Below are 22,294 nucleotides of genomic sequence, written 5' to 3'. Positions count from 1 at the left end.
CCGGCGGCATCCCCAGCGAAGCGCTGAGCCCGCGAAAACGACTGCTGTTTTCCGCGGGAGGCCTGCATTGTCTCATGCTTCCCAACGCAGAGGCGCAACCCGCTTCGCAAAGCTGAGCTGCGTCGCCATAATCAGCCGGACCATGGCGAAGATGCTCCCAATGCGGCTCGGTGTAGCGGATGACCCCACCGCGCTGCAGCCGACCCTCAACGACTGCCTGTCGGCCACGCTGCAGCAGGCGGCGCCGCTGATGGGCTCGATCGTGGAAGGGCTGGTGCGCGGGGCCGCGCCGGTCGGGCCGCAGAGCGTGGCCGCCTTCCAGCACGCCGGCATCAAGGAGGTGATCGCGACGCTCGAGGGCGACGGAATCGCCGTGTCGGCCACCTTCGCGGAAGAGCTGTCGCGCCTGGTCTACGAGGGCGGCGGCAAGGAGCAGGTCGCCACCGAGGTGCTGCGCTACGAAGACCTGCAGCTGTTCGGCGACGACGAGCTCGACCAGAGCATCGAGGTGGCGCGCGCCCAGCAGGAGGTTTCGTTCGCCGTCGACGATGTGCTGCCCCACCTGGACTCGGTGGTGAGCACGCTGCTGGGCTGGCGCACCATCCAGCCCGGCCTCAACCCGATCCGGCCCGACGTCTTCGTGCGAGCGCTGCAGAGCACGCTGGCCCGCCACGTGCCCGACACCCACTCGCGCGAAGTGCTGATGGCCCCGGCCGGCGGCCTGCTGGGCGCCAAGCTGCGGCGCCTGTACCGCGAGCTGTCCGACTGGCTGCTGTCCACCGGCGTCGAGCCGGCCGTGCCCATCGGCGGCAAGCTGCAGCAGGGCGGCGGCGCCACCGGCGCCCCGGCGGCCGGCACCATGGCCAAGACGCTGCTGACGCTGGACCGCCTGCGCAAGCTGCTGGCCGGCGATTTCGACGTGCCCGCCGGCAAGCAGGAGTTCCTGCACACCGTGCCGGCCTCCATGTCGCTGCTGCAGGAGCTCAAGCAGGCCGACGCCCTGATCAAGCGGCTGGAGCAGCGGCCCAAGGCCCCGCCCGTCGCCGCGCCGGCCCAGCCGGCCGCCGCGCATGAATCGCCCCAGCTGCCGCGCATCGGCGCCCAGCTGGGCGACGAGGTGCTGCGCCTGATGTTCGAGACGCTGTCGCAGGACGACCGCCTCGTGCCCGCCTACAAGGACGAGCTGCGCAAGCTGCAGCCGGCCGTGCAGCGCCTGGCCCAACAGGACTCGCGCTTCTTCAGCGACCGCACGCATCCGGCGCGCCAGTTCCTCGACCGGGTGACGCAGCGCAGCCTGGCGTTCAAGAGCGACAGGGACGAGGGCTGGCCGCGCTTCCTGGCGACGGTGCAGTACGCATCGCGCTGGCTCACCGAGAGCAAGGTCGTGGAGGCCGACACCTTCGGCGAGATGCTCGACCACATCCAGAAGGGCTGGACCGACCACGACCAGACGTTGCGGCACCGCCGCGAGGAAGCCGCGCGGGCGCTGCAGCATGCCGAGCAGCGCAACCTGCTCGCGCAGAAGCTGGCCGCCGATTTCGAGACCGCCACCGCCGGCCTGGAGGTCGCGCCCTTCGTGCTCGACTTCCTCAAGGGATCCTGGGCCCAGGTGGTGGCCGAGGCGCAGCTCAGCTGCACCGACGGTTCGGACGACCCGTTCGGCTACCGCGCGCTGGTCGACGACCTGGTGTGGAGCGTGCAGAAGGCGACGGCGCAGCGCCGCCGCGCCAACCGCCTGGAGCAGATGGTGCCCACGCTGCTGGCCAAGGTGCGCGAGGGCCTGGACCGCATCGACTACCCGCCGGAGCTGGCCCAGCGCTTCTTCGACAGCCTGATGGCGCTGCACGCGGCCGCCCTGGAGGGCGCCAAGGAAGACGCCCGCCGCCAGGCCCAGGACATCGAGTCGGAGCCGGCGGCGCAAGCCGAGGAGGCCGGCGAGCCCTGGCTGGCCGGAAGCGAGGTGCAGGAGTCCGGCTGGGTCGACCACGAGTCCGTGATGCCGCAGGACTTCATGATCTCCGAGCTGACGGTGGCGCCGGCTTCGGCCCCGGCCGAGCCGACGGCCGCCGGCGCGGGCGAACTGCGCACCGGCACCTGGGCCGAGCTGATGGTGGAAGGCAAGTGGACGCGCGTGCAGCTCACCTGGGCCAGCCCGCACGGCACGCTGTTCATGTTCACTGCGCTGGCCGGCACGGCGCACTCGATGTCGCGCCGCACGCTGGAGCGCCTGCGCTCGACGGGCACCCTACGCGTGATCGCCGACCGCCCGGTGGTGGACGACGCGCTCGACCAGGTTGCGAAGGCGGCGCTGAAGAATAGTTTGAGCAAGTAGGGGCTAGGGGCTAGGGGCTAGGGAGAAAACCGGGGAGTTTGCGGCTGTTCCCCTAGTCCCCAGCCCCTAGCCCCTAGCCCCTAGGGATAATCCCCCCCATGGCCCAATACGTTTACACCATGAACCGCGTCGGCAAGATCGTGCCGCCGAAGCGGCAGATCCTGAAGGACATCTCCCTTTCGTTCTTCCCCGGCGCCAAGATCGGCGTGCTCGGCCTCAACGGCTCGGGCAAGTCCACGCTGCTCAAGATCATGGCCGGCATCGACACCGAGATCGAGGGCGAAGCCACCGCCATGCCCGGGCTGAAGATCGGCTACCTGCCGCAGGAGCCCAAGCTGGAGCCCGAGCAGACCGTGCGCGAGGCGGTCGAGGGCGGCATGGGCGAGGTCAACGCCGCCAAGCAGCGGCTGGACGAGGTCTACGCCGCCTACGCCGAGCCGGACGCCGACTTCGACAAGCTCTCCGAGGAGCAGCACAAGCTGGAGGCCATCATCTCGGCCGCCGGTGCCGAGAGCGACACCGAGCACCTGCTGGAGATCGCGGCCGACGCGCTGCGCCTGCCGCCGTGGGACGCGGTGATCCAGAACCTGTCGGGCGGCGAGAAGCGCCGGGTGGCGCTGTGCCGCCTGCTGCTGTCCAAGCCCGACATGCTGCTGCTGGACGAGCCCACCAACCACCTGGACGCCGAGTCGGTGGAGTGGCTCGAGCAGTACCTGTCGCGCTTTCCCGGCACCGTCGTGGGCATCACCCACGACCGCTACTTCCTGGACAACGCCGCCGAGTGGATCCTGGAGCTGGACCGCGGCCGCGGCATCCCGTGGAAGGGCAACTACAGCACCTGGCTGGAGCAGAAGGAAGCGCGCCTGGAGGCCGAGCAGAAGGGCGAGGAAGCCCATGCCAAAGCGATGAAGAAGGAACTGGAGTGGGTGCGGCAGAACGCCAAGGGCCGCCAGTCCAAGAGCAAGGCGCGCCTGGCCCGCTTTGAGGAACTGAGCGACATCGACTACCAGAAGCGCAACGAGACCAACGAGATCTTCATCCCCGTGGCCGAGCGCCTGGGCAACGAGGTCATCGAGTTCGAAGGCGTCTCCAAGTCCTTCGGTGACCGCCTGCTGATCGACAACCTGAGCTTCAAGGTGCCCGCGGGCGCCATCGTCGGCATCATCGGCCCCAACGGCGCCGGCAAGTCCACGCTGTTCAAGATGATCGCCGGGCGCGAGCAGCCCGATGCGGGCACGGTCAAGATCGGCAAGACCGTCAAGCTGTCCTTCGTCGACCAGAGCCGTGACGCGCTGGCCAACGAGAAGACCGTCTGGGAGGACATCTCGGGCGGCCTGGACATCATCACCGTCGGCAAGTTCCAGATGGCCAGCCGCGCCTACTGCGGCCGCTTCAACTTCAACGGCGGCGACCAGCAGAAGAAGGTGGGCACGCTGTCCGGCGGCGAGCGCGGCCGCCTGCACCTGGCCAAGACGCTGATGCAGGGCGCCAACGTGCTGCTGCTGGACGAGCCGTCCAACGACCTGGACGTGGAAACGTTGCGCGCACTGGAAGACGCGCTGCTGGAGTTCGCCGGCAGCGTGATGGTGATCAGCCACGACCGCTGGTTCCTCGACCGCATCGCCACCCACATCCTGGCCGCCGAGGGCGACAGCCAGTGGGTGTTCTTCGACGGCAACTACCAGGAGTACGAGGCCGACAAGAGGAAGCGCCTGGGCGAGGAAGGCGCCAAGCCCAAGCGGATGCGGTTCAAGGCGCTGAAGTAACCAGCGCGGGCGCGGCTGTCGACGCTGCCGCCCATTCCGTCATTCCCGCCCTTGTTTCGTCATTCCCGCGGAGGCGGGAATCCAGGGCGTCCGTACCTCGTCATTCCCGCGGAGGCGGGAATCCATGGCGTCCCCCCTTCGCGGACGCCATGGAAGCACTGGATCCCCGCCTCCGCGGGGATGACGGGTTCTTTCCAGGCCTGAGGGCCTGCCCTCAGCAATCCGCCTTCGCACTCCCGGTCGTGGTGCCGCTGCCGCTGGCGCCCATGCCCGTCGAGCCGGCCGTGCCGCCGCTGCTGCTGCCGGCGCTGCCCACAGTGCTGCTGTCGCTGGAGCTGCCCGTGCTGCCGCTGGCGCTCGGCGTCGACGACGCACTCGAGCCCGTCGTGCCCGACCCGGCCGTGCTACCACCCGAGCCCGACCCCAGCGTACTGCTGCCCGCCCCCATGGTGCTGGATGGCGAGGCGCTGCTGCTGCTGCTGCCGCTGCCGCCACTGCTGGCCGCGCCAGCGGTCCCGCTGCCCGCCTGCGCCGTGTTCACGCAATCCGGCCGGCTCGCGCTGGTGCTCGGGCTGGTGCTGGGGCTGGTGCTCGGGCTGGCGCCGAGGGTGCCTGTCCCGCTGCTCGCACCGCCGCTGCTCGTGGCCGGGGACGAACTGGTGCTGCTGTCCGAGCTGCTGCTGCTGCTGCTGCCCGACGGGCTGCTGCTCGAACTGCTTGACGTCTGCGCGAGCGCCAGGCCGGCCGCGGTGGCCAGGGTGGCGGCTGCGGCGAACGTGCTGAGTTTCATGCTGGTCTTCATGTGCGTTTCCTTGGAGGTTGGTCATGGAGCGGCCCACGTGGCCGCACGGCGGACGGCTTGCTCACCCCTTGCGATGCAGGGAGATTCGCTGGCCGACTTTCGAGTTGTGCGGTCGGGGCGGCAATCGCCATGCCCGGCCATCGCGCGAACGTTTTTACCGGTCGCGCCCGCCTCGGCCGTCAGAGCGAGCCCAGGGTCTCCAGCAGGGCCGCGCGGTACTGCGGGAACAGGTGCAGGTCGTTGTGGCCCGCGCCGGCGACCACCAGCAGCCGGGCCGAAGGCGCCGCGCGCAGCAGCCTCTGCGAGTGGTGCACGCCGATCAGCGAGTCCTGGCCGCCATGCACGAGCAGCACGCGGCCGCGCAGTTTGGGCAGGTGGCGGCCGGTGTCCAGCGGGTAGCGCAGCAGGCCCCCCGGCACCCACGGATAGGCCTCGGCCGCCAGCTCGCGCAGGCTGGAGTAGGGCGAGGCCAGCACGGTGAGGTCGGGCGGCCGGCCCTCGTTCGTCAGCTGCTCGGCCAAGTCGGCCGCCAGCCCGGTGCCCAGCGATCGGCCGTACAGCACGACGCGCTTGCCCGCGTAGCGCGGCGCCACGCTGTCCCACGCCGCGCGCACGTCCTGGCGCAGCTGTCCGGGTCCGTCGATGCGGCCGGTGCTCTTGCCGTAGCCGCGGTAGTCCGGCATCACCAGGTCGTAGCCGGCCTGCCGGTACAGCGCAGTTTCGGTGAACCAGCCGGCCAGGTTGCCGGCGTTGCCGTGCAGGAAGAACACCACGCCGCGGGGCTCGCGCAGCCGCAGGTGCAGCACCGACAGCGTCGCGCCGGGGACCTGCACCTGCTCCTCGTGGACATCGGGCTCGGTGGCCAGCCGGTAATTCGCCGGTAGCGGCTGCGGATGGAACAGCAGCGCCTCCTGCTTCCACCACAGCAGGGCCAGCAGCGCGGCGTAGAGCGCCAGCGCCGCGAGGGCCAGCACCCCCAGCGTGCCGGCCAGCGACTTCATGCCGGCGCCGCGACGGGCGCGACGATGCGGCCGCGCACCAGGTGGATGTTGGCGCGCAGCGCGTACAGCTCGTCGGCGTACGACAGCGGCACCGCGACCTGCGCGACACGCCGGTCCATCGCCTCCAGTTCCTGCAGCAGCTCGGGCACGGCCTCGGGTTCCTGCGCCGCGCGCTCCTCGATCGCGCGCAGCTGGCCGTACCAGCGGAACACGCGCGAGCGGATGCGGAAAGCGTACAGGGGCGGCACGATGCGCGAGAGCGGCAGCAGCACCGCGATGATGATGCCCAGCGCCAGCCACATGCGCTCGACCAGGTTGGCCAGCCAGAACGGCAGGTAGCGCTGCAGGAAGGGCGATCCGCTCTGGATGGCGCGCTCGGCCTCGCGCGAGATCGGGTACTCGCTGTGCTCGATGGTGGGGAAGGCGCGGGCGCGGTTGAACCAGCCGGCCGGCCCGTGCAGGTTGCGCGCCGCCTGCGCGAACAGCTGCACCAGCGCGGGATGGGTCTGCTCGCGCGCCAGCAGCGCGGTGGTGGTGGCGACCAGCCGCACGTCCTGCGGCGGCAGGTCGCGCGCCAGGTCGACGATGCCGCGCGGCAGCACCACCGGCGACAGGAAGCCGAAGCGGCGCGAATACGCCTCGCTCTGCGCGAAGTCCATCAGCCGAACCCCTGGCGTCTGCAGCAGCATCTGGACCATCAGCGATTCGGGGGCGGAGGCGAAGACGATGGCATCGAGCTGGCCGTCCAGGAAGGCGACCGTGGCCGGCGTCTGCTCCAGCTGCGAGACGGTCATGCTGGCCGGGTCGATGTGGTTGGCCTCGAACAGCTGGCGCGTGATCCGCGGCACGCCGCTCCCACGCGAGCCGGCGTTCACGCGCAGCCCGGCCAGGTCGGTCAGCGCGCGCAGCGTGCCGTCGCGCGTCTTCTTGCGAGCCGCGTCCTCGCGGTAGAAGAGCCAGAGCGGCTCGAGGAACAGGCTTCCCAGCGACACCAGGCCCTCGGTGCGGGCCGCCTGTGCGCCCTCGTCGCCGGGCCGGGAGGCCGTGCCGCCCTGCACGAAGCCCAGGTCGGCCTTGCCCTCGCGCAGCAGGCGCGCGTTGGAGATGGAGCCGCCGCTGGGCACCAGCACGACCTCGATGCCGTTCTTCGCCAGCTCGGCCTGGTAGCGCTTGCCGAATTCCTCGTAGGCGCTCTGCGCCGGGCCGGTGGCCAGCCGCACCCGCTTAGGCGGCGCGGGGTCCAGCCAGAGGTAGGCCAGCACGAGCAGCGCCACGGCCAGCACCGCCAGCGGGCCGGCGGAGATCAGGAGGTCGCGAACCGACAACAGCGTGTAGCGGATCGCCTTGGGCATGACCTTCACGCCAGTTCGGCCACCGCCGGGATGTGCATGTCGCCGATCCGCACGCCGCGCGCCGCCCGCACCGCGCGCACGGTGGCGATCGCCACGGCTTCGGCGGCCAGGGTGGACAGCAGCACCATCTCGGCCGGCCGCCCGCTGGCGCCGGTGCCCAGGGCGAACAGGGTGTCGCCGTCGAGCATGGTGTGGGCCGGCGTGATGCTGCGCGCCAGGCCGTCGTGGGCGGCCGTGGCCAGCCGCGACGCCTGCGCCTTGGTCAGCACCGCGTCGGTGGCGACCACGCCGATGCTGGTGTTGGCTGCCTGCACCAGGCGCTGGTGCGGCTCGCCCGCCAGCAGCGCGCGGCGGGTGTCCAGCAGCGTGCGCCCGTCCTCGCGGCGGGCGCCGGCGACGACCTGGCCGGTGGCGGGATCGATCACGTCGCCCATCGCGTTGCAGGCCACGATGGCGCCGACCGTGAAGCCGCCCGCGCGCAGGCTGGCCGTGCCCACGCCGCCCTTCATCGCGCGCCCGGCGCCGTACAGCTTGCCGACCAGGGCGCCGGTGCCGGCGCCCACGCTGCCTTCTTCAGGCCGCAGCGACGACGCGGCTGCGCAGGCCGCATGGCCGGCGGCGACGTCGGGGCGGATCTTCGGGTCGCCCAGGTACAGGTCGAAGAGGACGGCGGCCGGCACGATGGGGATGCGGGCCGGCCCGACCTCCAGGCCGATGCCTTGCTCCTCCAGCCAGCGCATCGCGCCGCCGGCGGCGTCCAGGCCCCAGGCGCTGCCGCCGGCGAGCATCACCGCATGCACGCGTTCGACCAGGTTGGCCGGGGCGAGCAGGTCGATCTCGCGCGTGCCGGGCGCTGCGCCGCGCACGTCGGCGCCCGCGATGGCCCCCTGGCGCGCCAGCACGACGGTGCAGCCGGTGGGGCGCCGGGTGTCGGTGAAGTGGCCGACTTCGATGCCGGCGACGTCGGTGATGGCGCCCTGCGGCGCGAGGTTCGGAAGGGTGGTCATGGAGCCTGCGGGACTGCGGGGAAAGGCGCGACTCATCATAAGCGCCGGTCCGGCCCGCGCCGCGCGGGCGAGCCGCTGTCGGCGGCGTCCTACCCGGTCCGCCCCTGCCGGACGACAGTTCGCCAACGCTGGGCTTCCTACAGTGGACGCAGACGCTGGCGAGCCGCCGGCGATTTTTTCGACCCAACGGAGTAGCCAATGAACAGCGAGACGTCCTCCTCCACCACCCCCTTTCCCACCAGCGCCACCAGCAGCACCGGCGGCAGCAATGCCGGTTCCATGGCGTCCATGAATTCCATGGACAGCGGCACCGTGCAGAAGCTCGCCCAGCGCGCCCACGAGGCCGTGGACCGGCTCGAGCAGACCGTGAGCACCGGCAGCGAGCGGATGATGGGTTGGCAGCAGGAGTACGGCGACATGGCGCGCGAGCAGGTGCGTACGAACCCGCTGGCCGCCGTGGGCGTGGCCTTCGCCGTGGGGATCATCTTCTCCAAGCTCTTCATGCGCTGAGCGCGCGCTGATCCGCAAAGGATGCAGGGGGCCCGGATCGGTCGATCCGGGCCCCCTGCCATTTCTGCCCCCGGTCCCGTCATTCCCGCGGAGGCGGGAATCCAGTGCTTCCGCTTTCCGAACGACCGCGAGGAAGCCCTGGATCCCCGCCTGCGCGGGGATGACGTCAGCAGTGATGCGGGCCCGTTCGCCCGAAGGTGCGTCAGCGGCGCGCCGTGCGCAGTTCCAACCGCGCCTGCGCCGTCACCGACCAGGCCGAGGTGAGCGCGAGCAGGGCCATGCCGGCGGCCACCGCCAAGTCGGGCCAGGCGGTGCCGCTGCCGAAAACGCCCAGGGCCGCGGCCAGCACCGCGAGGTTGCCCAGGGCGTCGTTGCGCGTGCACAGCCAGACGCTGCGCATGTTGGCGTCGCCCTCGCGCCAGCGGTAGAGCATCACCGCGACCCCCACGTTGGCCGCCAGGGCCAGGGTGCCCACGGCGCCCATGGTGGCCGGCTCCGGCACGATGCCGTGCCAGGCCGACCAGCCGGCGCGCGCCAGCACGGCGACGCCGAACAGGGCCATGCTCACCGCCTTCAGGAGGGCGGACCGGGCGCGCCAGGCCACGTGCAGGGTCAGCACGGCCAGCGAAACGCCGTAGTTGGCGGCGTCACCGAAGAAATCGATGGCGTCGGCCAGCAGGGAGACCGAACCGGACCGAAGGCCGGCGGCGATCTCCAGCAGGAACATGCCCGCGTTCACGGCCAGGGCGATCCACAGCGCCCGGGCATATCCCGCCGGTGCGTGGCCCGGCAGGGGATCGTGGTGATGGTGGTCGTGGTGGGCGGACATCGGGCTCGAAAAGGGGTCGAGCCCGCATTGGACACTGCCGGCGGCAGGTCCGCACGGGGCAGGGGGATCAGCCGAGGCGGATCTTGCCCTCGCGCACGTAGCGCTCGTACTCGTCGCGGGTGATCGCCGCCGAGCCGGCGTCGTGGCCTTCCATCCAGGACAGCGTGACGCTGTCGTCGGCCAGCTCGATGTCGACCGGCCCGTCAGGGATGGGCATGAGCATGCCGTCGCCTACTCGGAAAGACACTTCTCCGCGGATGATGGCTTGCTGGGACATGGCGGTTCTCCTTTCGTCAGTCCTTGGCCTTCATTTCATCCGTGGCGCTGATCCGTGGATGTCAGCGAACGCCTCGTGAACAAACGGCAACACGGCCGCAGCGCCCTCACCGCGTCGCGGCGGGATGGCTGGCGGCGGGGCGTTCCTCCATGTAGCCCTGACCGTCCTTCACGCCCTTGCGGCCCGCCACCTGCCACGCCGTGCGCTGGTTCACCAGCTGCGCGAGGTGCTCCAGCTCCTCGTCGGTGTGGTTGATCGCCTTGGCCGGCGTGAGGAAACGGCCGTTCTTCGCCTGCGCCTCGCCCCAGAAGGCCTGGTGGTAGTCGGAGCGGGAGAGCGTGCGGTCGGGGCCGGCGCCCATGGCGACCTCGCCGTAGCAGTTGCAGAAGTAGCTGCGGAAGCCCTGCTCGGGAAAGACTTCGGTGTAGACGCCGGTGCCCCGGATGCCCGCCGTGAGCGTGGGCGTGACGATCTGCCGGTTGGGGCCCTTGCCCCAGACGCTGACCACGGCGCCCGTCAACATGCGCAGCACGCTCACCGCGTTGAGGCTGGCGCCGCGCTCCACCACCAGGCGGCTGTTCTGCCGCACCTGGAAGGCCGAGTCGCCGATCACGAACACCAGGTTGGCGCCCGGGCCGGTCTCCACCGAGTCGCCGGTCTGGATGAAGCCCTGGGGCGTGGCGCGCTGGCCATTGACCAGGGCGTCGCCGCGCAGTTCGACGATGTTGCCGCGCCGCTGCGCCCAGGCGCCGGCGAAGCCGCCCATGGCCGTCCAGGCGGCGGCGCCCTGCAGGAAGCTGCGGCGCCGGAACCAGAGGACCTCGTCTTCGCGGCGGCCTTGCAGGTGGTGCTGGGTCATGGGCTCTCTCCAGGGGGTGGGGCAGGGGGCGCTTCGTCGGCGCTGAAGCTGTCGCGGAAAGTGAAATAGATGGAGCTGGTGAACATGGCCGCCATCAGCAGCGCCGTGGGCACCATCACGGCCCGGGCGAGGGCGGCGCCGCCGGCCAGCGCGCCGATCAGGCTGAGCACGGTGCCCACGCCCAGGAACACGCCCATCCAGGCCAGCCCGTAGACCACCAGGGCGCCCAGGTTGCGCCAGCAGGCCACCACGCTGAAGAACAGGCTCTTGGCCGGCGTCACGCCGTGCCAGTGCACCAGGGCCGGCGCATGCCAGAACATCAGGAACAGCGGCGTGTGCATCAGCAGCGTGACCAGCATGGTGCTGTCCATCTCGCCGGCGACGGGGGCCGGGCCGGCGCCGGTCAGCAGGGTGGCCAGGCCGGTGGCGATGACCGAGCCGACGGTGTAGACCACGCCCAGCACCAGCATGGAGCGCAGCCGGTCGCGGCCGGCGCGGAAGGCGCTGACCAGCAGCGTCGGCATGGGGAAGCGGCCGCTGGACGCCTCGGCCGTGGCGGCCATCAGGCCCAGCGTGGCCGCCGGCACCAGGATGCCGCCGGCGACGATGCCGACAACGGGAATCTGAGTCACCACCAGTACCACCGCCATGTACATGAAGAAAAGCCCCGCCAGCGCCAGCGGCTGCCGCAGGAAGGTCCGGATGCCCTGGCTCACCCAGAACAGGCCGGTTCGCGGCGGGACGACGTTGAGTTTCATGACAGATACGTGGGGGAGGTCGATCCGGATTCAGCGGCCGGGCGGGCCGCGGTGCGGTTGCGGATGAATTTAACGCAAGGTCCGCGCCGCTTCAGGCGTGGACCGGGTTCGCCACGCGCTGGCGCAGCACCCGCTCGAAGTGGGCGGGATCGTGCGGCTTGAGCAGGGCCGCCTCGCGCGGCAGGTGGAAGTCCCACAGCCGCGAGATCCAGAAGCGCAGCGCGCCGGCGCGCAGCATGGCCGGCAGCAGCTGGCGTTCGGCCGCGGCCAGCGGGCGCACCCGCTGGTAGGCGCCCAGGAAGGCCCGGCAGCGCACCGCGTCGTGCGCGCCGGTCGGCAGGTCCACGCACCAGTCGTTCAGGCACACGCCGATGTCGAACAGCCAGCTGTCCACGCCCGCGAAATAGAAGTCGAAGAAGCCGGTCAGCGCGCCGTCCTGGAACATGACGTTGTCGCGGAACAGGTCGGCATGGATCGGCCCGCGCGGCAGCGCGGCGCAGGCGGACGAGGCCGCCACGTGGTTCTGGAAGGCCAGTTCGCTGCGCAGCAGGTCGGCCTGTTCGGGCCCGACGAAGGGCAGGACCACGGGCACCGTCTCGTTCCACCAGGCCAGGCCGCGCAGGTTGGGCTGGGCCCGGTTGAAGTCGCGCGCCTCCAGGTGCAGGCGGGCCAGCATCTCGCCCACGCTGGCGCAGTGCGCCGCCGTGGGCGCCAGCTCGCTGTGGCCGGCCAGCCTGTTGACCACGGCGGCGGGCTTGCCGCAGACGTGGTGGAGGATGTCGCCGTCGCGGTCGGCCTGCGGGTCGGGCACCGGGATGCCGCGCTGGGCCAGGTGCTTCATCAGGTGCAGGTAGAACGGCAGCTGTTCGGCCGTGAGCCGCTCGAACAGCGTCAGCACCCATTCGACCGCGCGGCCCTCCTGCACGGTGGTCACGAAGTAGTTGGTGTTCTCGATGCCGCCCTGGATGCCGCGCAGCTCGCGCAGCTCGCCCAGGCCCAGCCGTTGCGCGAGCTCGCGCGCCTGCTCCTGCCCCACCTCGGTGAAGACCGCCATCCCGCCCCGCGTCAGAAGTTGAAGACGTTCCAGAAGCGCTGGCCACCGCCGGCGCCGCCATTGCCATTGCGCTCGTCGGCCACGCGGCCGCGCGTGGGCGTGGCGGGCGTGACCTCGTAGGCCGGCACTTCGCCCTTGGGCTGCACCGTGATGCTCTGCACCTGCCCGGCGTAGCGCAGTTCCTCGATGCGGTTGCCCGCGTCCTCGTGGACGATGCGCTCGACCCGCTGGTTGCGCCGGCCGTCGGCGGGCGCCTCGGGCTGCGGCGCGGGGGCCTGGGCCCACGCCGGGGCGCAGGCGAGCAGCAGGGCGGCGGGAACGGCGGGGCGGAACATGCCTGCGATTGTAGGGCGGCGGTCGCTCCCGCCCCGCGGGCACAATCGCCCGCCATGAGCGAATCCGAAGCCCCGTCCCGTAAGACCCTGCTGCTGGTGGACGGCTCCAGCTACCTGTACCGCGCCTTCCACGCCATGCCCGACCTGCGCGCCGTGCCGGGCGATCCCACGAGCCCGGCCACCGGCGCCATCCGCGGGATGATCAACATGATGCAGAAGCTGCGCAAGGATGTGCGGGCCGACTATGCGGCCTGCGTCTTCGACGCGCCGGGCAAGACCTTCCGCGACGACCTCTACCCCGACTACAAGGCCAACCGCTCGCCCATGCCGGACGAGCTGCGCACCCAGATCGAGCCGATCCACGAGGTGGTGCGGCTGCTCGGCTGGAAGGTGCTGAACGTGCCGGGCGTGGAGGCCGACGACGTGATCGGCACGCTGGCCTGCATGGCGCACGAGCGCGGCGTCCGCACCGTCATCTCCTCGGGCGACAAGGACATGAGCCAGCTGGTCAACGACCACGTGACGGTGATCGACACCATGAACGACCGGGTGCGCGACGTGGCAGGCGTGCAGAACGAGTTCGGCGTGCCGCCGCAGCTGATGGTGGACTACCAGGCGCTGGTGGGCGACTCGGTCGACAACGTGCCCGGCGTCGACAAGGTCGGGCCCAAGACCGCGGTCAAGCTGCTGCAGGAGTACGGCTCGCTGGACCAGCTGATCGCGCGCGCCGGGGAGGTCAAGGGTGCCGTCGGCCAGAACCTGCGCAACGCGCTGGAGTGGCTGCCCAAGGGCCGCGAGCTGCTCACCATCCGCAAGGACTGCGACCTCAAGGAGCACATCCCGGGCTTTCCGGAGCTGGAGGACATCGTCATCAACGGCCAGGACACCGAGAAGCTCAAGGCGTTCTACGCCCGCTACGGCTTCAAGGGCCTGGTCAAGCAGCTGGAGCTGCACGACGTGCCGCCGGAGCTGCTGGAGGAGCACAAGAAGAAGGAAGCGGCCTCGCCCAACGGCTCGCTGTTCGAGGAGCCGGACCTCGCCGGCCGCTCGCAGGCGACCAACCTGCAGTACGAGACCGTGCTGGCCTGGGCGCAGCTGGACGCGCTGCTCGCCCAGCTGGAGGCCGCGCCGCTGGTGGCGGTGGACACCGAGACCAATTCGCTGGACGAGATGCAGGCCGAGATCATCGGCCTGTCGTTCTCCACCGCGCCCGGCATCGCGGCCTACCTGCCGCTGGCCCACAGCTACGCGGGCGTGCGCGACCAGCTGCCGCGCGACGAGGCGCTGGCGCGCCTGAAGCCCTGGCTGGAGAACCCCGATCGTCCCAAGCTGGGCCAGCACGTGAAGTACGACCGCCACGTGTTCGCCAACCACGGCATCGAGGTGCGCGGCTACGCGCACGACACCATGCTGGAGAGCTACGTGCTGGAGGTCCACAAGCCACACGGCCTGGCCAGCCTGGCCGAGCGCCACCTGGGGCGCAGCGGCATCGACTACGAGAACATCGCGGGCAAGGGCCAGCACCAGATCCCCTTCCAGCAGGTGCCGATCGACAAGGCGGCCGAATACTCCTGCGAGGACTCGGACCAGACGCTGGACGTGCACCTGGCCCTGTGGCCCAAGCTGGAGCGCGACGCCCGGCTGCGCTTCATCTACGACCTGGAGATCCGCAGCAGCGAGACACTCTTTCGCATCGAGCGCACCGGCGTGCTGATCGACAGCCAAGCGCTGGCGCGCCAGGGCCACGAGCTGGGCCAGCGCATCCTGCGGCTGGAGCAGGAGGCGCACGAGCTGGCCGGCCAGCCCTTCAACCTGGGCAGCCCCAAGCAGATCGGCGAGATCCTGTTCACCAAGCAGGGCCTGCCGGTGGTGCGCAAGACGGCGAGCGGCGCGCCCAGCACCGACGAGGAGGTGCTGGAGAAACTGGCCGAGGACTACCCGCTGCCGGCCAAGATCCTGGAGCACCGGGGCCTGTCCAAGCTCAAGGGCACGTATGTCGACAAGCTGCCGCAGATGGTGCATCCCCGCACCGGGCGCGTGCACACGCATTACGCGCAGGCGGTGGCGGTCACGGGCCGGCTGTCGAGCAACGATCCCAACCTGCAGAACATCCCGATCCGCACGCCCGAGGGACGGCGCATCCGCGAGGCCTTCATCGCGCCGCCGGGGCACGTGATCGCCAGCGCCGACTACAGCCAGATCGAGCTGCGCATCATGGCCCACATCAGCGAGGACGAGGCCCTGCTGCGCGCCTTCCGCGAGAAGATGGACGTGCACCGCGCCACCGCCGCCGAGGTGTTCGGCCTGCCGCCCGAGGAGGTCTCCAGCGAGCAGCGCCGCTACGCCAAGGTGATCAACTTCGGCCTGATCTACGGCATGAGCAGCTTCGGCCTGGCGCGCAACCTGGGCATCGACACCAAGGCGGCGGCCAGCTACATCGACCGCTACTTCCAGCGCTACCCGGGCGTGAAGCTCTACATGGACGAGACCCGCCTGTCGGCCAAGAGCCGCGGCTACGTGGAGACCGTGTTCGGCCGGCGGCTGTACCTGCCGGAGATCAATTCGCCCAACGGGCCGCGGCGCGGCGGCGCCGAGCGGGCCGCCATCAACGCGCCCATGCAGGGGACGGCGGCCGACCTGATCAAGCTGTCGATGGTGAAGATCCAGGACGTGCTGGACGAGCAGCAGCGTGCCACCCGCATGATCATGCAGGTGCACGACGAACTGGTGTTCGAGGTGCCCGAGGCGGAGGTGGAGTGGGTGCGCACCGAGATCCCGCGCCTGATGGCCGGCGTGGCCGAACTGAAGGTGCCGCTGCTGGCGGAGATCGGCGTGGGCCCCAACTGGGACCAGGCGCATTGAAGCTTGGCGCTGCGGGGGGCCGCCCCCGATAATCGGGGCGCCATGTCCACCGATAGCAAGCCACCCAAGCCGGGCGTGTCCCCCGAGCCGTTCTTCCCGGCCAGCCGCGCGACCGCGCCGATGGGGCTGGAGGAGGACAGCGAGTCGGCCTGGCAGCGCTTCGAGGCGCTGCGCAACCCGGTGCAGGAGAAGGTGGAGGCGCCGGCCGCGGACGACCAGCCCCCGCCCGCGCCCGGCTACGAGCCGACCCAGCCGCTGGAGCACGTGCTCAAGGCCCGGGCCATCGAGTCGCGCCGCGCGGTCACGCTGGACGAGGTGATGAACCTGGCGCGGCGCAACAACCGCGCCTGCCCGCTGCCCGCCCCCTGGGCCGCCCTTCACGACCTGCTGCCGGCCCGGGTGGTCGACGGCCGCACGCAGTCACCGCCGCCGCCCGTGGACCGCAAGGGCTGGGCCGCGACGTCGGCCATGCAGAAGCGCCTGCGCCTGCGCGACCAGATCGAGTGGGCCGACCGGGCCGGCGTCCTGCAGGCCGCGCACGACTTCCTGGCCAGGCTCCCCGAAGAGCACTGGCACCACTTCGACTAGGCTGCTGGGGCGGTCAGGAGCGCTCGGACCAGAGCACGCCGCCGGTGGCCCAGTCCCCCTTCCTGATGTCGTAAAGCAGGATGTCGACCGACTCGGGCTTGCTGCCCAGGGTGTCGACCACCGCCTGGGTGAGGGCCTTGACCAGTTCCTTCTTCTGTTCGGGCGTGCGGCCCTCCATCAGTTCGACGCGCAGGGTGGGCATGGGGTCTCCTTCGTGAATGGCGAGTGCAAGCCGGGATTATGGGTTCGCCCCTATAGTCGCTCCCGGTTTGCATGCCACCCCCACGGAGAACGACAACCATGCTGGATGACGACCTGAGGAAAGACTTCGACGCCCTGCTGCCCGGGGCCACCGGCGAGGCCGGCCCGAGCCGGCGCACCGCGCTCAAGGTGCTGGGCGCGGGCTACGCCGCGGCGGCCGGGACCGCGATGGCGCAGACAGCCGTCAGGACCCCGGCCGACGGGCTCACGGTGGGCGAGATCAGCTACGAGGTGAACGGCTTCAAGGTGCCGGCCTACCGCGCCGCGCCGGCCGGCCGCACCGGCCTTCCGGTGGTGCTGGTGATCCAGGAGATCTTCGGCGTGCACGAGTACATCGCCGACACCGCGCGCCGCTTCGCCAGGGCGGGCTACCTGGCCATCGCGCCGGAGCTCTACGCGCGCCAGGGCGATCCGGCCGGCTATGGCGAGATCGCGAAGCTGCAGGCCGAGGTCGTGTCCAGGGTGCCCGACGCGCAGGTGATGGCCGACCTCGACGGCGCGCTCAAGTGGGCGGCGGCCAATGGCGGCGATGCCGGCAAGGCCGCCATCACGGGCTTTTGCTGGGGCGGGCGCATCACGTGGCTGTACGCGGCGCAGGGCCCGGTCAAGGCCGGCGTGGCCTGGTACGGCCGGCTGGTGGGCAGCGCCACGGAGGCGACGCCGAAGCACCCGGTTGATCTCGCGGCGAGCCTGAAGGCGCCGGTGCTCGGTCTCTACGGCGCGGCCGACACCGGCATCCCGCTGGACACGGTTGATAAGATGAAGGCTGTGCTGGCCAACGGCTCGCCCGCGGCCAAGGCCTCGCAGTTCGTGGTCTACCCCGACGCCCCGCACGCCTTCCATGCCGACTACCGCCCCAGCTTCCGGCAGGGGCCGGCCGAGGACGGCTGGAAGCGGGCGCTGGCCTGGTTCAAGGCCAACGGCGTGGCCTGAAGCCCGCCGCCCCGCTGGAGCAAGCCGCCCGCGGGGCGGCTTTCGTTTTGCTTGCCTGAAGGAACCTGGATCGCCGGCCTGTCGCGGGAACGGCGCCCGACACGATGACCCTGATCGCCATCCTCGCCGCCACCCTGGTCGCCGGCATCGGCAGCGTGTGGCTGGCCGCCGCCCTGATGGGCCTGGGCGTGCTGCGCCAGTCGCCCGGCGGCGAGCGGCGCCCCGGCGCCCAGCACCTGCTCAGCCTGGCGGCCGGCGCCCTGCTGGCCACGGCCTTCATGCACCTGCTGCCCGAGGCCTTCGAGAGCGAGGCCGGCGCCAAGGAGCTGTTCGCCACGCTGCTGGTGAGCGTGGTCTTCTTCTTCCTGCTGGACAAGGCGGAGCTGTGGCACCACGGGCACGAGCACCACCACGGCAGCGAACCCGGTCATGGGCACGACCACCCCGCGCACGAAGGCCATGCCCACCACGGCCATGCGCACGGCCACGCGCCGCTGCGCTCGGGCGGCTGGGCCGTGCTCACCGGCGACAGCGTGCACTGCTTCGGCGACGGCGTGCTGATCGCCTCGGCCTTCGTGGCGGACCTGCGCCTGGGCGTGGTGGCCGCGCTGGCCGTGCTGGCCCACGAGATCCCGCACCACGTGGGCGACCTGGCGGTGCTGAGGGAGACCAGCGGGAGCCGCCGCGCGGCCATCGCCAAGGTGTCGCTGGCCGGCGCGGTCACGCCGCTGGGCGGGCTGGTGGGGTGGTGGCTGGTCGGGCGCCTGGATGCGCTCCTGCCGTTCCTGCTGGTGGTGGCCAGCAGCAGCTTCGTCTACGTGGCGCTGGCCGACCTGATCCCGCAGCTGCAAAAGCGCCTGGGCGCGCGCGAGACCATCGCCCAGGTGCTGTGGCTGGCGGGCGGCATCGCGCTGGTCGGCGTGGTCAGCGCGCTGGCGCACGCGCACTGAGCTCTCTTCGTCATTCCCGCGAAGGCGGGAATCCAGAGCGTCCGCCTTCACCAGCGCCGCAGGCGCGCTGCGCTGGATTCCCGCCTCCGCGGGAATGACGGGAATCAACGCAAGTGCGAGTTGCGCGGCGCGCGGTCGCGCCAGTTGAGCACGCCGTCGCCGTCGATGTCGCGGTCGGAGCGGTTGGGCACGCCGTCGCGGTCCTGGTCGCGGCCGCCAGGGCGCCGATGGTGCTGCACGACACCCGGGTGCGAGACGATCCAGTGGCCCTCCACCCACACGTGGCCGTGGTGGTGCTGCTCCCAATGGCCCGGCACCCAGGTGCGCACCGGCCCCGGCTGCACGATCACGACGTTCGGCGGCGGCTGCACCTGGATGTCCGGCCGCACGCCGCGGTAGGCATCCTGCGCCAGGGCCTGGGGCGCGGTGAAGGCCGCGGCCGCCGCCAGCAGCGCGCAGCCCGATCCGATCCACACGGACTTGCCCATGTCGTACTCCTTGGGTCGATGCATGCGCGCATGGTGCGACGCGACCTTGTCCGCAACGCGAACACGTTGCGAAGCGTGTGTGAAGAAACGCAGCGTTGCGTCAATGCCGAGCAGTCCTACAAGCTTGCGGGCTTCTCCGACAGTTTGAGGCCGCGCAGCGCAATAAGGTTTCCCGATGGAGCGGCACAGGGCCCGCCCGCACACACCAAGGACATCCAAGGAGTACCCACATGGCTTCACGTGACTACGAAGATCGCGACCGTCAGCAAGGGCGGTGGAACCAGGACCAGGACCAGGACCGCGAGCGCGCCCAGGGCCGCCACCAGCGGGAGCCCGGCCGAGCCTCCGAAGGCGGCTGGGAAGCCTCGCGCAGCTGGGGCGGCGACATGGGCTCGCAGCAGTCCGGCGGCTACGGCGGCTATGGCGGCGAACAGCACGGCCAGGGCCGCGGCGCCCAGGAGTACGGCGGCGGCCAGGGCTACGGCCGCGGTGGCGAGTTCGGCTCCGGCCCGACCGAGTACGGCAACCAGAGCAACTGGGGCCGCGGCGGCTATGGCGGGCAGGGCCAGGGCGGCTATGGCCAGCAGGGCTACGGCCAGCAGGGCGGCTACGGGGGCGGCCAGGCCGGCACCGGCTGGGGCAGCCAGGGTGGCGGCTGGCAGGGCCACGGCGGGCAGGACACGCAATGGAGCGGCCGCCAGGGCGGCAGCGCGCCCAGCAGCCAGGGCCACGGCCAGCCGGGCAGCCAGTACGGCGGCATGGGCATGAACTACGGCCAGGGCGGCAACATGGCCAGCGGCTACGGCCAGGGCGGCCAGCACCAGGGTGGCGCGGTGCAGGGCGGCGGCTATGGCCAGGGCTATCCCGGCGGCAGCCAGGGCAGCCAGGGCAGCTATGGGCAGGGCGGCTACGGCGGCCAGCCCGGGTACGGCGCCGGCTACGGCGCGCAGCAATTCGGCGGCGGCGGCTCGCAGGAGGGCCACTGGCGCGATCCGCAAAGCTTCAACCAGGGCCGCATCGTCGAGAGCCAGAGCAGCCAGACCCGCTATGGCGGGCAGGGCTACGGGCAGCAGGGGTACGGCCAGCAGGGCGGCCATGGGCAGCAAGGCGGCCGCTCGCTCGAGAACGTGGGCGGCATGCAGCACTCTCAGCCCGGCCAGGGCCAGCACCACGACCCCGACTACCACCAGTGGCGCGAAGAGCAGATCCGCAACCTGGACAGCGACTACCAGACCTGGCGCCAGGACCGCTACAAGAAGTTCTCCGACGAGTTCAACAGCTGGCGCGCCAGCCGCAGCGGCGGGCAGGGCCAGAACACCATGGCCTCGTCATCCGGCAGCAGCTCCACCGGCGGCAACTTCGGCGCCGCGGGCGGCGCCACCGGCTCGCACCAGGGCACCGGCGCCAGTGGCGCGGGCGGCTCGGGCGGCGGCTCGGCTTCCGACCTGCGCGGCTCCAGCGGCATGGGCTCCAGCGGCAGCACGATGAGCGGGGCCGACACCAGCAGCACCGGCAGCGGCGCGTCCGGCACGTCTGGATCGGCCAGCACCCCCACCACCGGGTCCTCCGGCAAGAAATGACGTTGACTGCGGGTGCCGTGCGCGGCGCCCGCCTCTCTTCACAGGAACATCGACGATGAAGGACTTCAAGCTTTCCGCTTTCACGCTGGCCCTGGCGTTCTCGTTCGGCGGCGCGCTGGCGCAATCGACCGCGCCGGCCCAGCCTTCCGGCACCGGCGGTGCCGGCACCTCGGCCACCGGCGGCCGCACGGCCCCGGCGGCACAGCCCGGCACCGGCACCCGCAACGCCGAGTCCAAGAAAGACGACAAGGTGGCGCGCGGCGACCGCAAGTTCATCCAGGAGGCCGCGGGCAGCGGCATGTTCGAGGTGCAGATCGCGCAGCTGGCCGCGACCAAGGCCAGCGATCCCAACGTGAAGAGCTTCGCCGGCACGCTGATCGACCACCACACCAAGGCCAACGACGAACTCACCAAGATCGCCAATGCCAAGGGGGTGGAGCTGCCCGCCGCGCCGCCGCGCGCCATGCGCCGCGACGTCGAACAGCTGGGCCGCAAGCAGGGGCAGGAGTTCGACACCGAGTTCGTCCGCAACGTGGGCATCAAGGCCCACGAGAAGGACATCAAGCTGTTCGAGAAGGCCAGCAAGGACCTCAAGGACCCCGAGCTCAAGGCCTTCGTCGACAAGACGCTGCCGACGCTGAAGGAACACCTGGCGATGGCGCAGAAGCTGCCGCAGGCCGGCAAGGAAGGCGGCGAGAAGATGGGCAAGGGCGCTGGCAGCGACTCGACCCGCATGGGCGCGGGCGGCACTCCGGGGACCACCACGGGCGGCGGCGCGAGCACCGGCACGGGTGGCGCCAGTGGCGCCAACAAGACGGGCAGCTGACGCATTCCACCGCGCTGGCGTCGTCCTACGCGCGCGTGGGACGGCGCCGACAGTGCGCGCCCGCGCGTCGCTGAACAATTCCCTCCGAGGCCGCGCGTGGAGTGCGCGCGGCGAGGAGCAGCAGTGGTTTCGCGACGTTGGATGTGGGCGCTGGCCGGCGCGGCCGCCGCCTTGTGGCTGGCGCGGTCGGCCCGGGCCGAGACCGAGGCGGAGTACTTCCAGGGGCCGTACGCGCCCAGGGCGCAGGCGCAGGCCCCGGGGTCCCCCGCATCGGCTGCTGCGGCGAAGGCCGCGGCCAGACCCGCTGCGAAGGCCTCGGCACCGGCGCGCACTGCGGCGCCCGCAACCCCCAGGTACCCCGGCTACGCCGCCGAATCCGCCCGCACCGCCACGCGCCTGCCGCCCGAGGAGCGCCAGGCGCGCGACTTCCTGCGCACGGCCGCGCTGCATGCCCGCTTCGAGGTCGAGGCCGCGCGGCTGGCGCTCAAGCGCTCCGACAACCCCGGCGTGCGCACCTTCGCGAGCGAGCTGCTGCAGGACCACGAGGCCGCCGATGCGGAGCTGGTGCAGCTGCTGGCCGCACGCGGCATGGCGCCGCCGATGATGGACAACGTCCAGCGCAAGGCGCTCAACCGGCTGGGCCGGCTCAGTGGTTCGAAGTTCGACCGCGAGTTCGTGGAGCGGGTCGGCCGCGACCGGCAGCGCGAGGACGTGCAGCAGTACGAAAAGGCCGCGGCCACCGTGGACGACCCGGTGATCAAGGCCTGGATCGACCGGCAGCTGCCCACCTTGCGGCAGCAGCAGTCGTCGGCGGCCGGGCTGGGTTCGTGGGACGGGCGGCGTGGGGAGGCGCCGCGGCCGAGGCCGGTGGGGACGCGCGAGGCGTCGGAAGGTCGGAAGTCGCCTGCGCGCTGAAATAGAGAC

Annotated in this window: 23 protein-coding genes; 10 read left to right on the top strand and 13 right to left on the bottom strand. The window is 71.4% G+C overall.

Annotated elements, in window-relative coordinates; genetic code table 11:
- The first annotated feature begins 142 nt into the window (after window positions 1-142).
- The gene (locus ASG30_RS20480; RefSeq protein WP_082522230.1) at window positions 143-2,332 is read left to right on the top strand and encodes a DUF1631 family protein; all 2,190 of its coding nucleotides are present in this window, start codon (window positions 143-145) and stop codon (window positions 2,330-2,332) included.
- 98 nt (window positions 2,333-2,430) lie between these two features.
- Entirely contained in the window at window positions 2,431-4,098 is a 1,668-nt protein-coding gene (ettA, locus tag ASG30_RS20475) for an energy-dependent translational throttle protein EttA (protein ID WP_055901416.1), read from the top strand.
- A 214-nt stretch (window positions 4,099-4,312) separates the two neighbouring features.
- On the opposite strand, the gene ASG30_RS20470 is transcribed toward ettA, so the two are convergent.
- The 5 genes from ASG30_RS20470 to ASG30_RS23065 all read right to left on the bottom strand — a co-directional run bounded on the left by ASG30_RS20470 (window position 4,313) and on the right by ASG30_RS23065 (window position 8,559).
- Entirely contained in the window at window positions 4,313-4,900 is a 588-nt protein-coding gene (locus ASG30_RS20470; RefSeq protein WP_156385638.1) for a hypothetical protein, read from the bottom strand.
- A 179-nt stretch (window positions 4,901-5,079) separates the two neighbouring features.
- Window positions 5,080-5,901, bottom strand: a complete 822-nt coding sequence (locus ASG30_RS20465; protein WP_055901410.1) for an alpha/beta hydrolase — start codon at window positions 5,899-5,901, stop codon at window positions 5,080-5,082.
- Entirely contained in the window at window positions 5,898-7,253 is a 1,356-nt protein-coding gene (locus tag ASG30_RS20460; protein WP_200947335.1) for a TAXI family TRAP transporter solute-binding subunit, read from the bottom strand. Before ASG30_RS20460 ends, ASG30_RS20465 begins: the two co-directional genes overlap by 4 nt.
- Window positions 7,254-7,258: 5 nt before the next feature.
- A complete protein-coding gene (locus tag ASG30_RS20455) occupies window positions 7,259-8,260 on the bottom strand; it encodes a P1 family peptidase (protein WP_055901404.1) in 1,002 nt (333 codons plus the stop codon).
- Window positions 8,261-8,397: 137 nt separating this feature from the next.
- Window positions 8,398-8,559: a hypothetical protein gene (locus tag ASG30_RS23065; RefSeq protein WP_235579854.1), complete on the bottom strand. Its 162-nt coding sequence runs from the start codon at window positions 8,557-8,559 to the stop codon at window positions 8,398-8,400.
- Here ASG30_RS23065 and ASG30_RS20450 point away from each other — a divergent pair.
- Window positions 8,549-8,770, top strand: a complete 222-nt coding sequence (locus ASG30_RS20450; protein ID WP_156385636.1) for a hypothetical protein — start codon at window positions 8,549-8,551, stop codon at window positions 8,768-8,770. The genes ASG30_RS23065 and ASG30_RS20450 overlap by 11 nt on opposite strands.
- 202 nt (window positions 8,771-8,972) lie before the next feature.
- Here the strand turns inward: ASG30_RS20450 and ASG30_RS20445 are convergent, their stop codons facing one another.
- The 6 genes from ASG30_RS20445 to ASG30_RS20420 all read right to left on the bottom strand — a co-directional run bounded on the left by ASG30_RS20445 (window position 8,973) and on the right by ASG30_RS20420 (window position 12,882).
- Window positions 8,973-9,599 (bottom strand): cation transporter, encoded by a 627-nt coding sequence (locus ASG30_RS20445; protein WP_055901399.1) that lies wholly within the window; start codon window positions 9,597-9,599, stop codon window positions 8,973-8,975.
- Window positions 9,600-9,666: 67 nt separating this feature from the next.
- Window positions 9,667-9,876 (bottom strand): hypothetical protein, encoded by a 210-nt coding sequence (locus tag ASG30_RS20440; RefSeq protein WP_055901396.1) that lies wholly within the window; start codon window positions 9,874-9,876, stop codon window positions 9,667-9,669.
- 106 nt (window positions 9,877-9,982) lie between these two features.
- Window positions 9,983-10,735, bottom strand: coding sequence for a hypothetical protein (locus ASG30_RS20435; RefSeq protein WP_055901394.1), 753 nt, complete (start codon window positions 10,733-10,735; stop codon window positions 9,983-9,985).
- Window positions 10,732-11,493 (bottom strand): BPSS1780 family membrane protein, encoded by a 762-nt coding sequence (locus ASG30_RS20430; RefSeq protein WP_055901391.1) that lies wholly within the window; start codon window positions 11,491-11,493, stop codon window positions 10,732-10,734. The genes ASG30_RS20435 and ASG30_RS20430 overlap by 4 nt, the downstream gene beginning before the upstream one ends.
- 91 nt (window positions 11,494-11,584) lie before the next feature.
- Window positions 11,585-12,547, bottom strand: coding sequence for a homoserine kinase (locus ASG30_RS20425; RefSeq protein ID WP_055901387.1), 963 nt, complete (start codon window positions 12,545-12,547; stop codon window positions 11,585-11,587).
- Window positions 12,548-12,558: 11 nt separating this feature from the next.
- Window positions 12,559-12,882 carry a hypothetical protein gene (locus ASG30_RS20420; protein WP_055901384.1) on the bottom strand — a complete coding sequence of 108 codons (324 nt, stop codon included), beginning with the start codon at window positions 12,880-12,882 and terminating at the stop codon, window positions 12,559-12,561.
- Between the two features lie 54 nt (window positions 12,883-12,936).
- On the opposite strand from ASG30_RS20420, the gene polA reads away from it, so the two are divergent.
- Both polA and ASG30_RS20410 read left to right on the top strand, forming a co-directional pair.
- Window positions 12,937-15,744 (top strand): DNA polymerase I, encoded by a 2,808-nt coding sequence (gene polA, locus ASG30_RS20415; protein WP_055901381.1) that lies wholly within the window; start codon window positions 12,937-12,939, stop codon window positions 15,742-15,744.
- Between the two features lie 42 nt (window positions 15,745-15,786).
- The gene (locus ASG30_RS20410) at window positions 15,787-16,332 is read left to right on the top strand and encodes a hypothetical protein (protein ID WP_055901379.1); all 546 of its coding nucleotides are present in this window, start codon (window positions 15,787-15,789) and stop codon (window positions 16,330-16,332) included.
- Between the two features lie 13 nt (window positions 16,333-16,345).
- Here ASG30_RS20410 and ASG30_RS20405 read toward each other — a convergent pair whose 3' ends face one another.
- Window positions 16,346-16,534: a 4-oxalocrotonate tautomerase gene (locus ASG30_RS20405; RefSeq protein ID WP_055901376.1), complete on the bottom strand. Its 189-nt coding sequence runs from the start codon at window positions 16,532-16,534 to the stop codon at window positions 16,346-16,348.
- A 98-nt stretch (window positions 16,535-16,632) separates the two neighbouring features.
- Between ASG30_RS20405 and ASG30_RS20400 the strand changes: the two genes are divergently transcribed.
- Both ASG30_RS20400 and ASG30_RS20395 read left to right on the top strand, forming a co-directional pair.
- Window positions 16,633-17,526 carry a dienelactone hydrolase family protein gene (locus ASG30_RS20400; RefSeq protein ID WP_055901373.1) on the top strand — a complete coding sequence of 298 codons (894 nt, stop codon included), beginning with the start codon at window positions 16,633-16,635 and terminating at the stop codon, window positions 17,524-17,526.
- Between the two features lie 104 nt (window positions 17,527-17,630).
- Window positions 17,631-18,476, top strand: coding sequence for a ZIP family metal transporter (locus tag ASG30_RS20395; protein WP_055901372.1), 846 nt, complete (start codon window positions 17,631-17,633; stop codon window positions 18,474-18,476).
- 104 nt (window positions 18,477-18,580) lie between these two features.
- Here ASG30_RS20395 and ASG30_RS20390 read toward each other — a convergent pair whose 3' ends face one another.
- Window positions 18,581-18,988, bottom strand: a complete 408-nt coding sequence (locus ASG30_RS20390; RefSeq protein WP_082522229.1) for a thrombospondin type 3 repeat-containing protein — start codon at window positions 18,986-18,988, stop codon at window positions 18,581-18,583.
- A 206-nt stretch (window positions 18,989-19,194) separates the two neighbouring features.
- Here ASG30_RS20390 and ASG30_RS20385 point away from each other — a divergent pair, with 206 nt between their 5' ends.
- From ASG30_RS20385 to ASG30_RS20375, 3 genes are all read left to right on the top strand, one after another.
- Window positions 19,195-20,544: a hypothetical protein gene (locus ASG30_RS20385; RefSeq protein WP_055901367.1), complete on the top strand. Its 1,350-nt coding sequence runs from the start codon at window positions 19,195-19,197 to the stop codon at window positions 20,542-20,544.
- A 55-nt stretch (window positions 20,545-20,599) separates the two neighbouring features.
- Window positions 20,600-21,370 (top strand): DUF4142 domain-containing protein, encoded by a 771-nt coding sequence (locus tag ASG30_RS20380; protein WP_055901364.1) that lies wholly within the window; start codon window positions 20,600-20,602, stop codon window positions 21,368-21,370.
- Window positions 21,371-21,493: 123 nt separating this feature from the next.
- A complete protein-coding gene (locus ASG30_RS20375; RefSeq protein WP_156385635.1) occupies window positions 21,494-22,285 on the top strand; it encodes a DUF4142 domain-containing protein in 792 nt (263 codons plus the stop codon).
- Window positions 22,286-22,294 lie beyond the last annotated feature (9 nt).

This window comes from Ramlibacter sp. Leaf400, assembly GCF_001424545.1.
GTDB lineage: Bacteria > Pseudomonadota > Gammaproteobacteria > Burkholderiales > Burkholderiaceae_C > Ramlibacter.
The sequence above is the reverse complement of the archived record's forward strand: the minus strand, read 5'-3'. Positions and strand labels throughout refer to the sequence as shown.

Bases quoted from the DNA above. Each gene is read 5' to 3' on its own strand.
- ASG30_RS20420 (WP_055901384.1), bottom strand. From the start codon at position 12,882: ATGTTCCGCCCCGCCGTTCCCGCCGCCCTGCTGCTCGCCTGCGCCCCG.
- ASG30_RS20445 (WP_055901399.1), bottom strand. From the start codon at position 9,599: ATGTCCGCCCACCACGACCACCATCACCACGATCCCCTGCCGGGCCAC.
- ASG30_RS20450 (WP_156385636.1), top strand. From the start codon at position 8,549: ATGAATTCCATGGACAGCGGCACCGTGCAGAAGCTCGCCCAGCGCGCC.
- ASG30_RS20425 (WP_055901387.1), bottom strand. From the start codon at position 12,547: ATGGCGGTCTTCACCGAGGTGGGGCAGGAGCAGGCGCGCGAGCTCGCG.
- ASG30_RS20395 (WP_055901372.1), top strand. From the start codon at position 17,631: ATGACCCTGATCGCCATCCTCGCCGCCACCCTGGTCGCCGGCATCGGC.
- ASG30_RS20460 (WP_200947335.1), bottom strand. From the start codon at position 7,253: ATGCCCAAGGCGATCCGCTACACGCTGTTGTCGGTTCGCGACCTCCTG.
- ASG30_RS20440 (WP_055901396.1), bottom strand. From the start codon at position 9,876: ATGTCCCAGCAAGCCATCATCCGCGGAGAAGTGTCTTTCCGAGTAGGC.
- ASG30_RS20405 (WP_055901376.1), bottom strand. From the start codon at position 16,534: ATGCCCACCCTGCGCGTCGAACTGATGGAGGGCCGCACGCCCGAACAG.
- ASG30_RS20400 (WP_055901373.1), top strand. From the start codon at position 16,633: ATGCTGGATGACGACCTGAGGAAAGACTTCGACGCCCTGCTGCCCGGG.
- polA (WP_055901381.1), top strand. From the start codon at position 12,937: ATGAGCGAATCCGAAGCCCCGTCCCGTAAGACCCTGCTGCTGGTGGAC.
- ASG30_RS20380 (WP_055901364.1), top strand. From the start codon at position 20,600: ATGAAGGACTTCAAGCTTTCCGCTTTCACGCTGGCCCTGGCGTTCTCG.
- ASG30_RS20385 (WP_055901367.1), top strand. From the start codon at position 19,195: ATGGCTTCACGTGACTACGAAGATCGCGACCGTCAGCAAGGGCGGTGG.
- ASG30_RS23065 (WP_235579854.1), bottom strand. From the start codon at position 8,559: ATGGAATTCATGGACGCCATGGAACCGGCATTGCTGCCGCCGGTGCTG.
- ASG30_RS20470 (WP_156385638.1), bottom strand. From the start codon at position 4,900: ATGAAGACCAGCATGAAACTCAGCACGTTCGCCGCAGCCGCCACCCTG.
- ASG30_RS20465 (WP_055901410.1), bottom strand. From the start codon at position 5,901: ATGAAGTCGCTGGCCGGCACGCTGGGGGTGCTGGCCCTCGCGGCGCTG.
- ASG30_RS20430 (WP_055901391.1), bottom strand. From the start codon at position 11,493: ATGAAACTCAACGTCGTCCCGCCGCGAACCGGCCTGTTCTGGGTGAGC.
- ASG30_RS20455 (WP_055901404.1), bottom strand. From the start codon at position 8,260: ATGACCACCCTTCCGAACCTCGCGCCGCAGGGCGCCATCACCGACGTC.
- ASG30_RS20480 (WP_082522230.1), top strand. From the start codon at position 143: ATGGCGAAGATGCTCCCAATGCGGCTCGGTGTAGCGGATGACCCCACC.
- ASG30_RS20390 (WP_082522229.1), bottom strand. From the start codon at position 18,988: ATGCATCGACCCAAGGAGTACGACATGGGCAAGTCCGTGTGGATCGGA.
- ettA (WP_055901416.1), top strand. From the start codon at position 2,431: ATGGCCCAATACGTTTACACCATGAACCGCGTCGGCAAGATCGTGCCG.
- ASG30_RS20435 (WP_055901394.1), bottom strand. From the start codon at position 10,735: ATGACCCAGCACCACCTGCAAGGCCGCCGCGAAGACGAGGTCCTCTGG.
- ASG30_RS20410 (WP_055901379.1), top strand. From the start codon at position 15,787: ATGTCCACCGATAGCAAGCCACCCAAGCCGGGCGTGTCCCCCGAGCCG.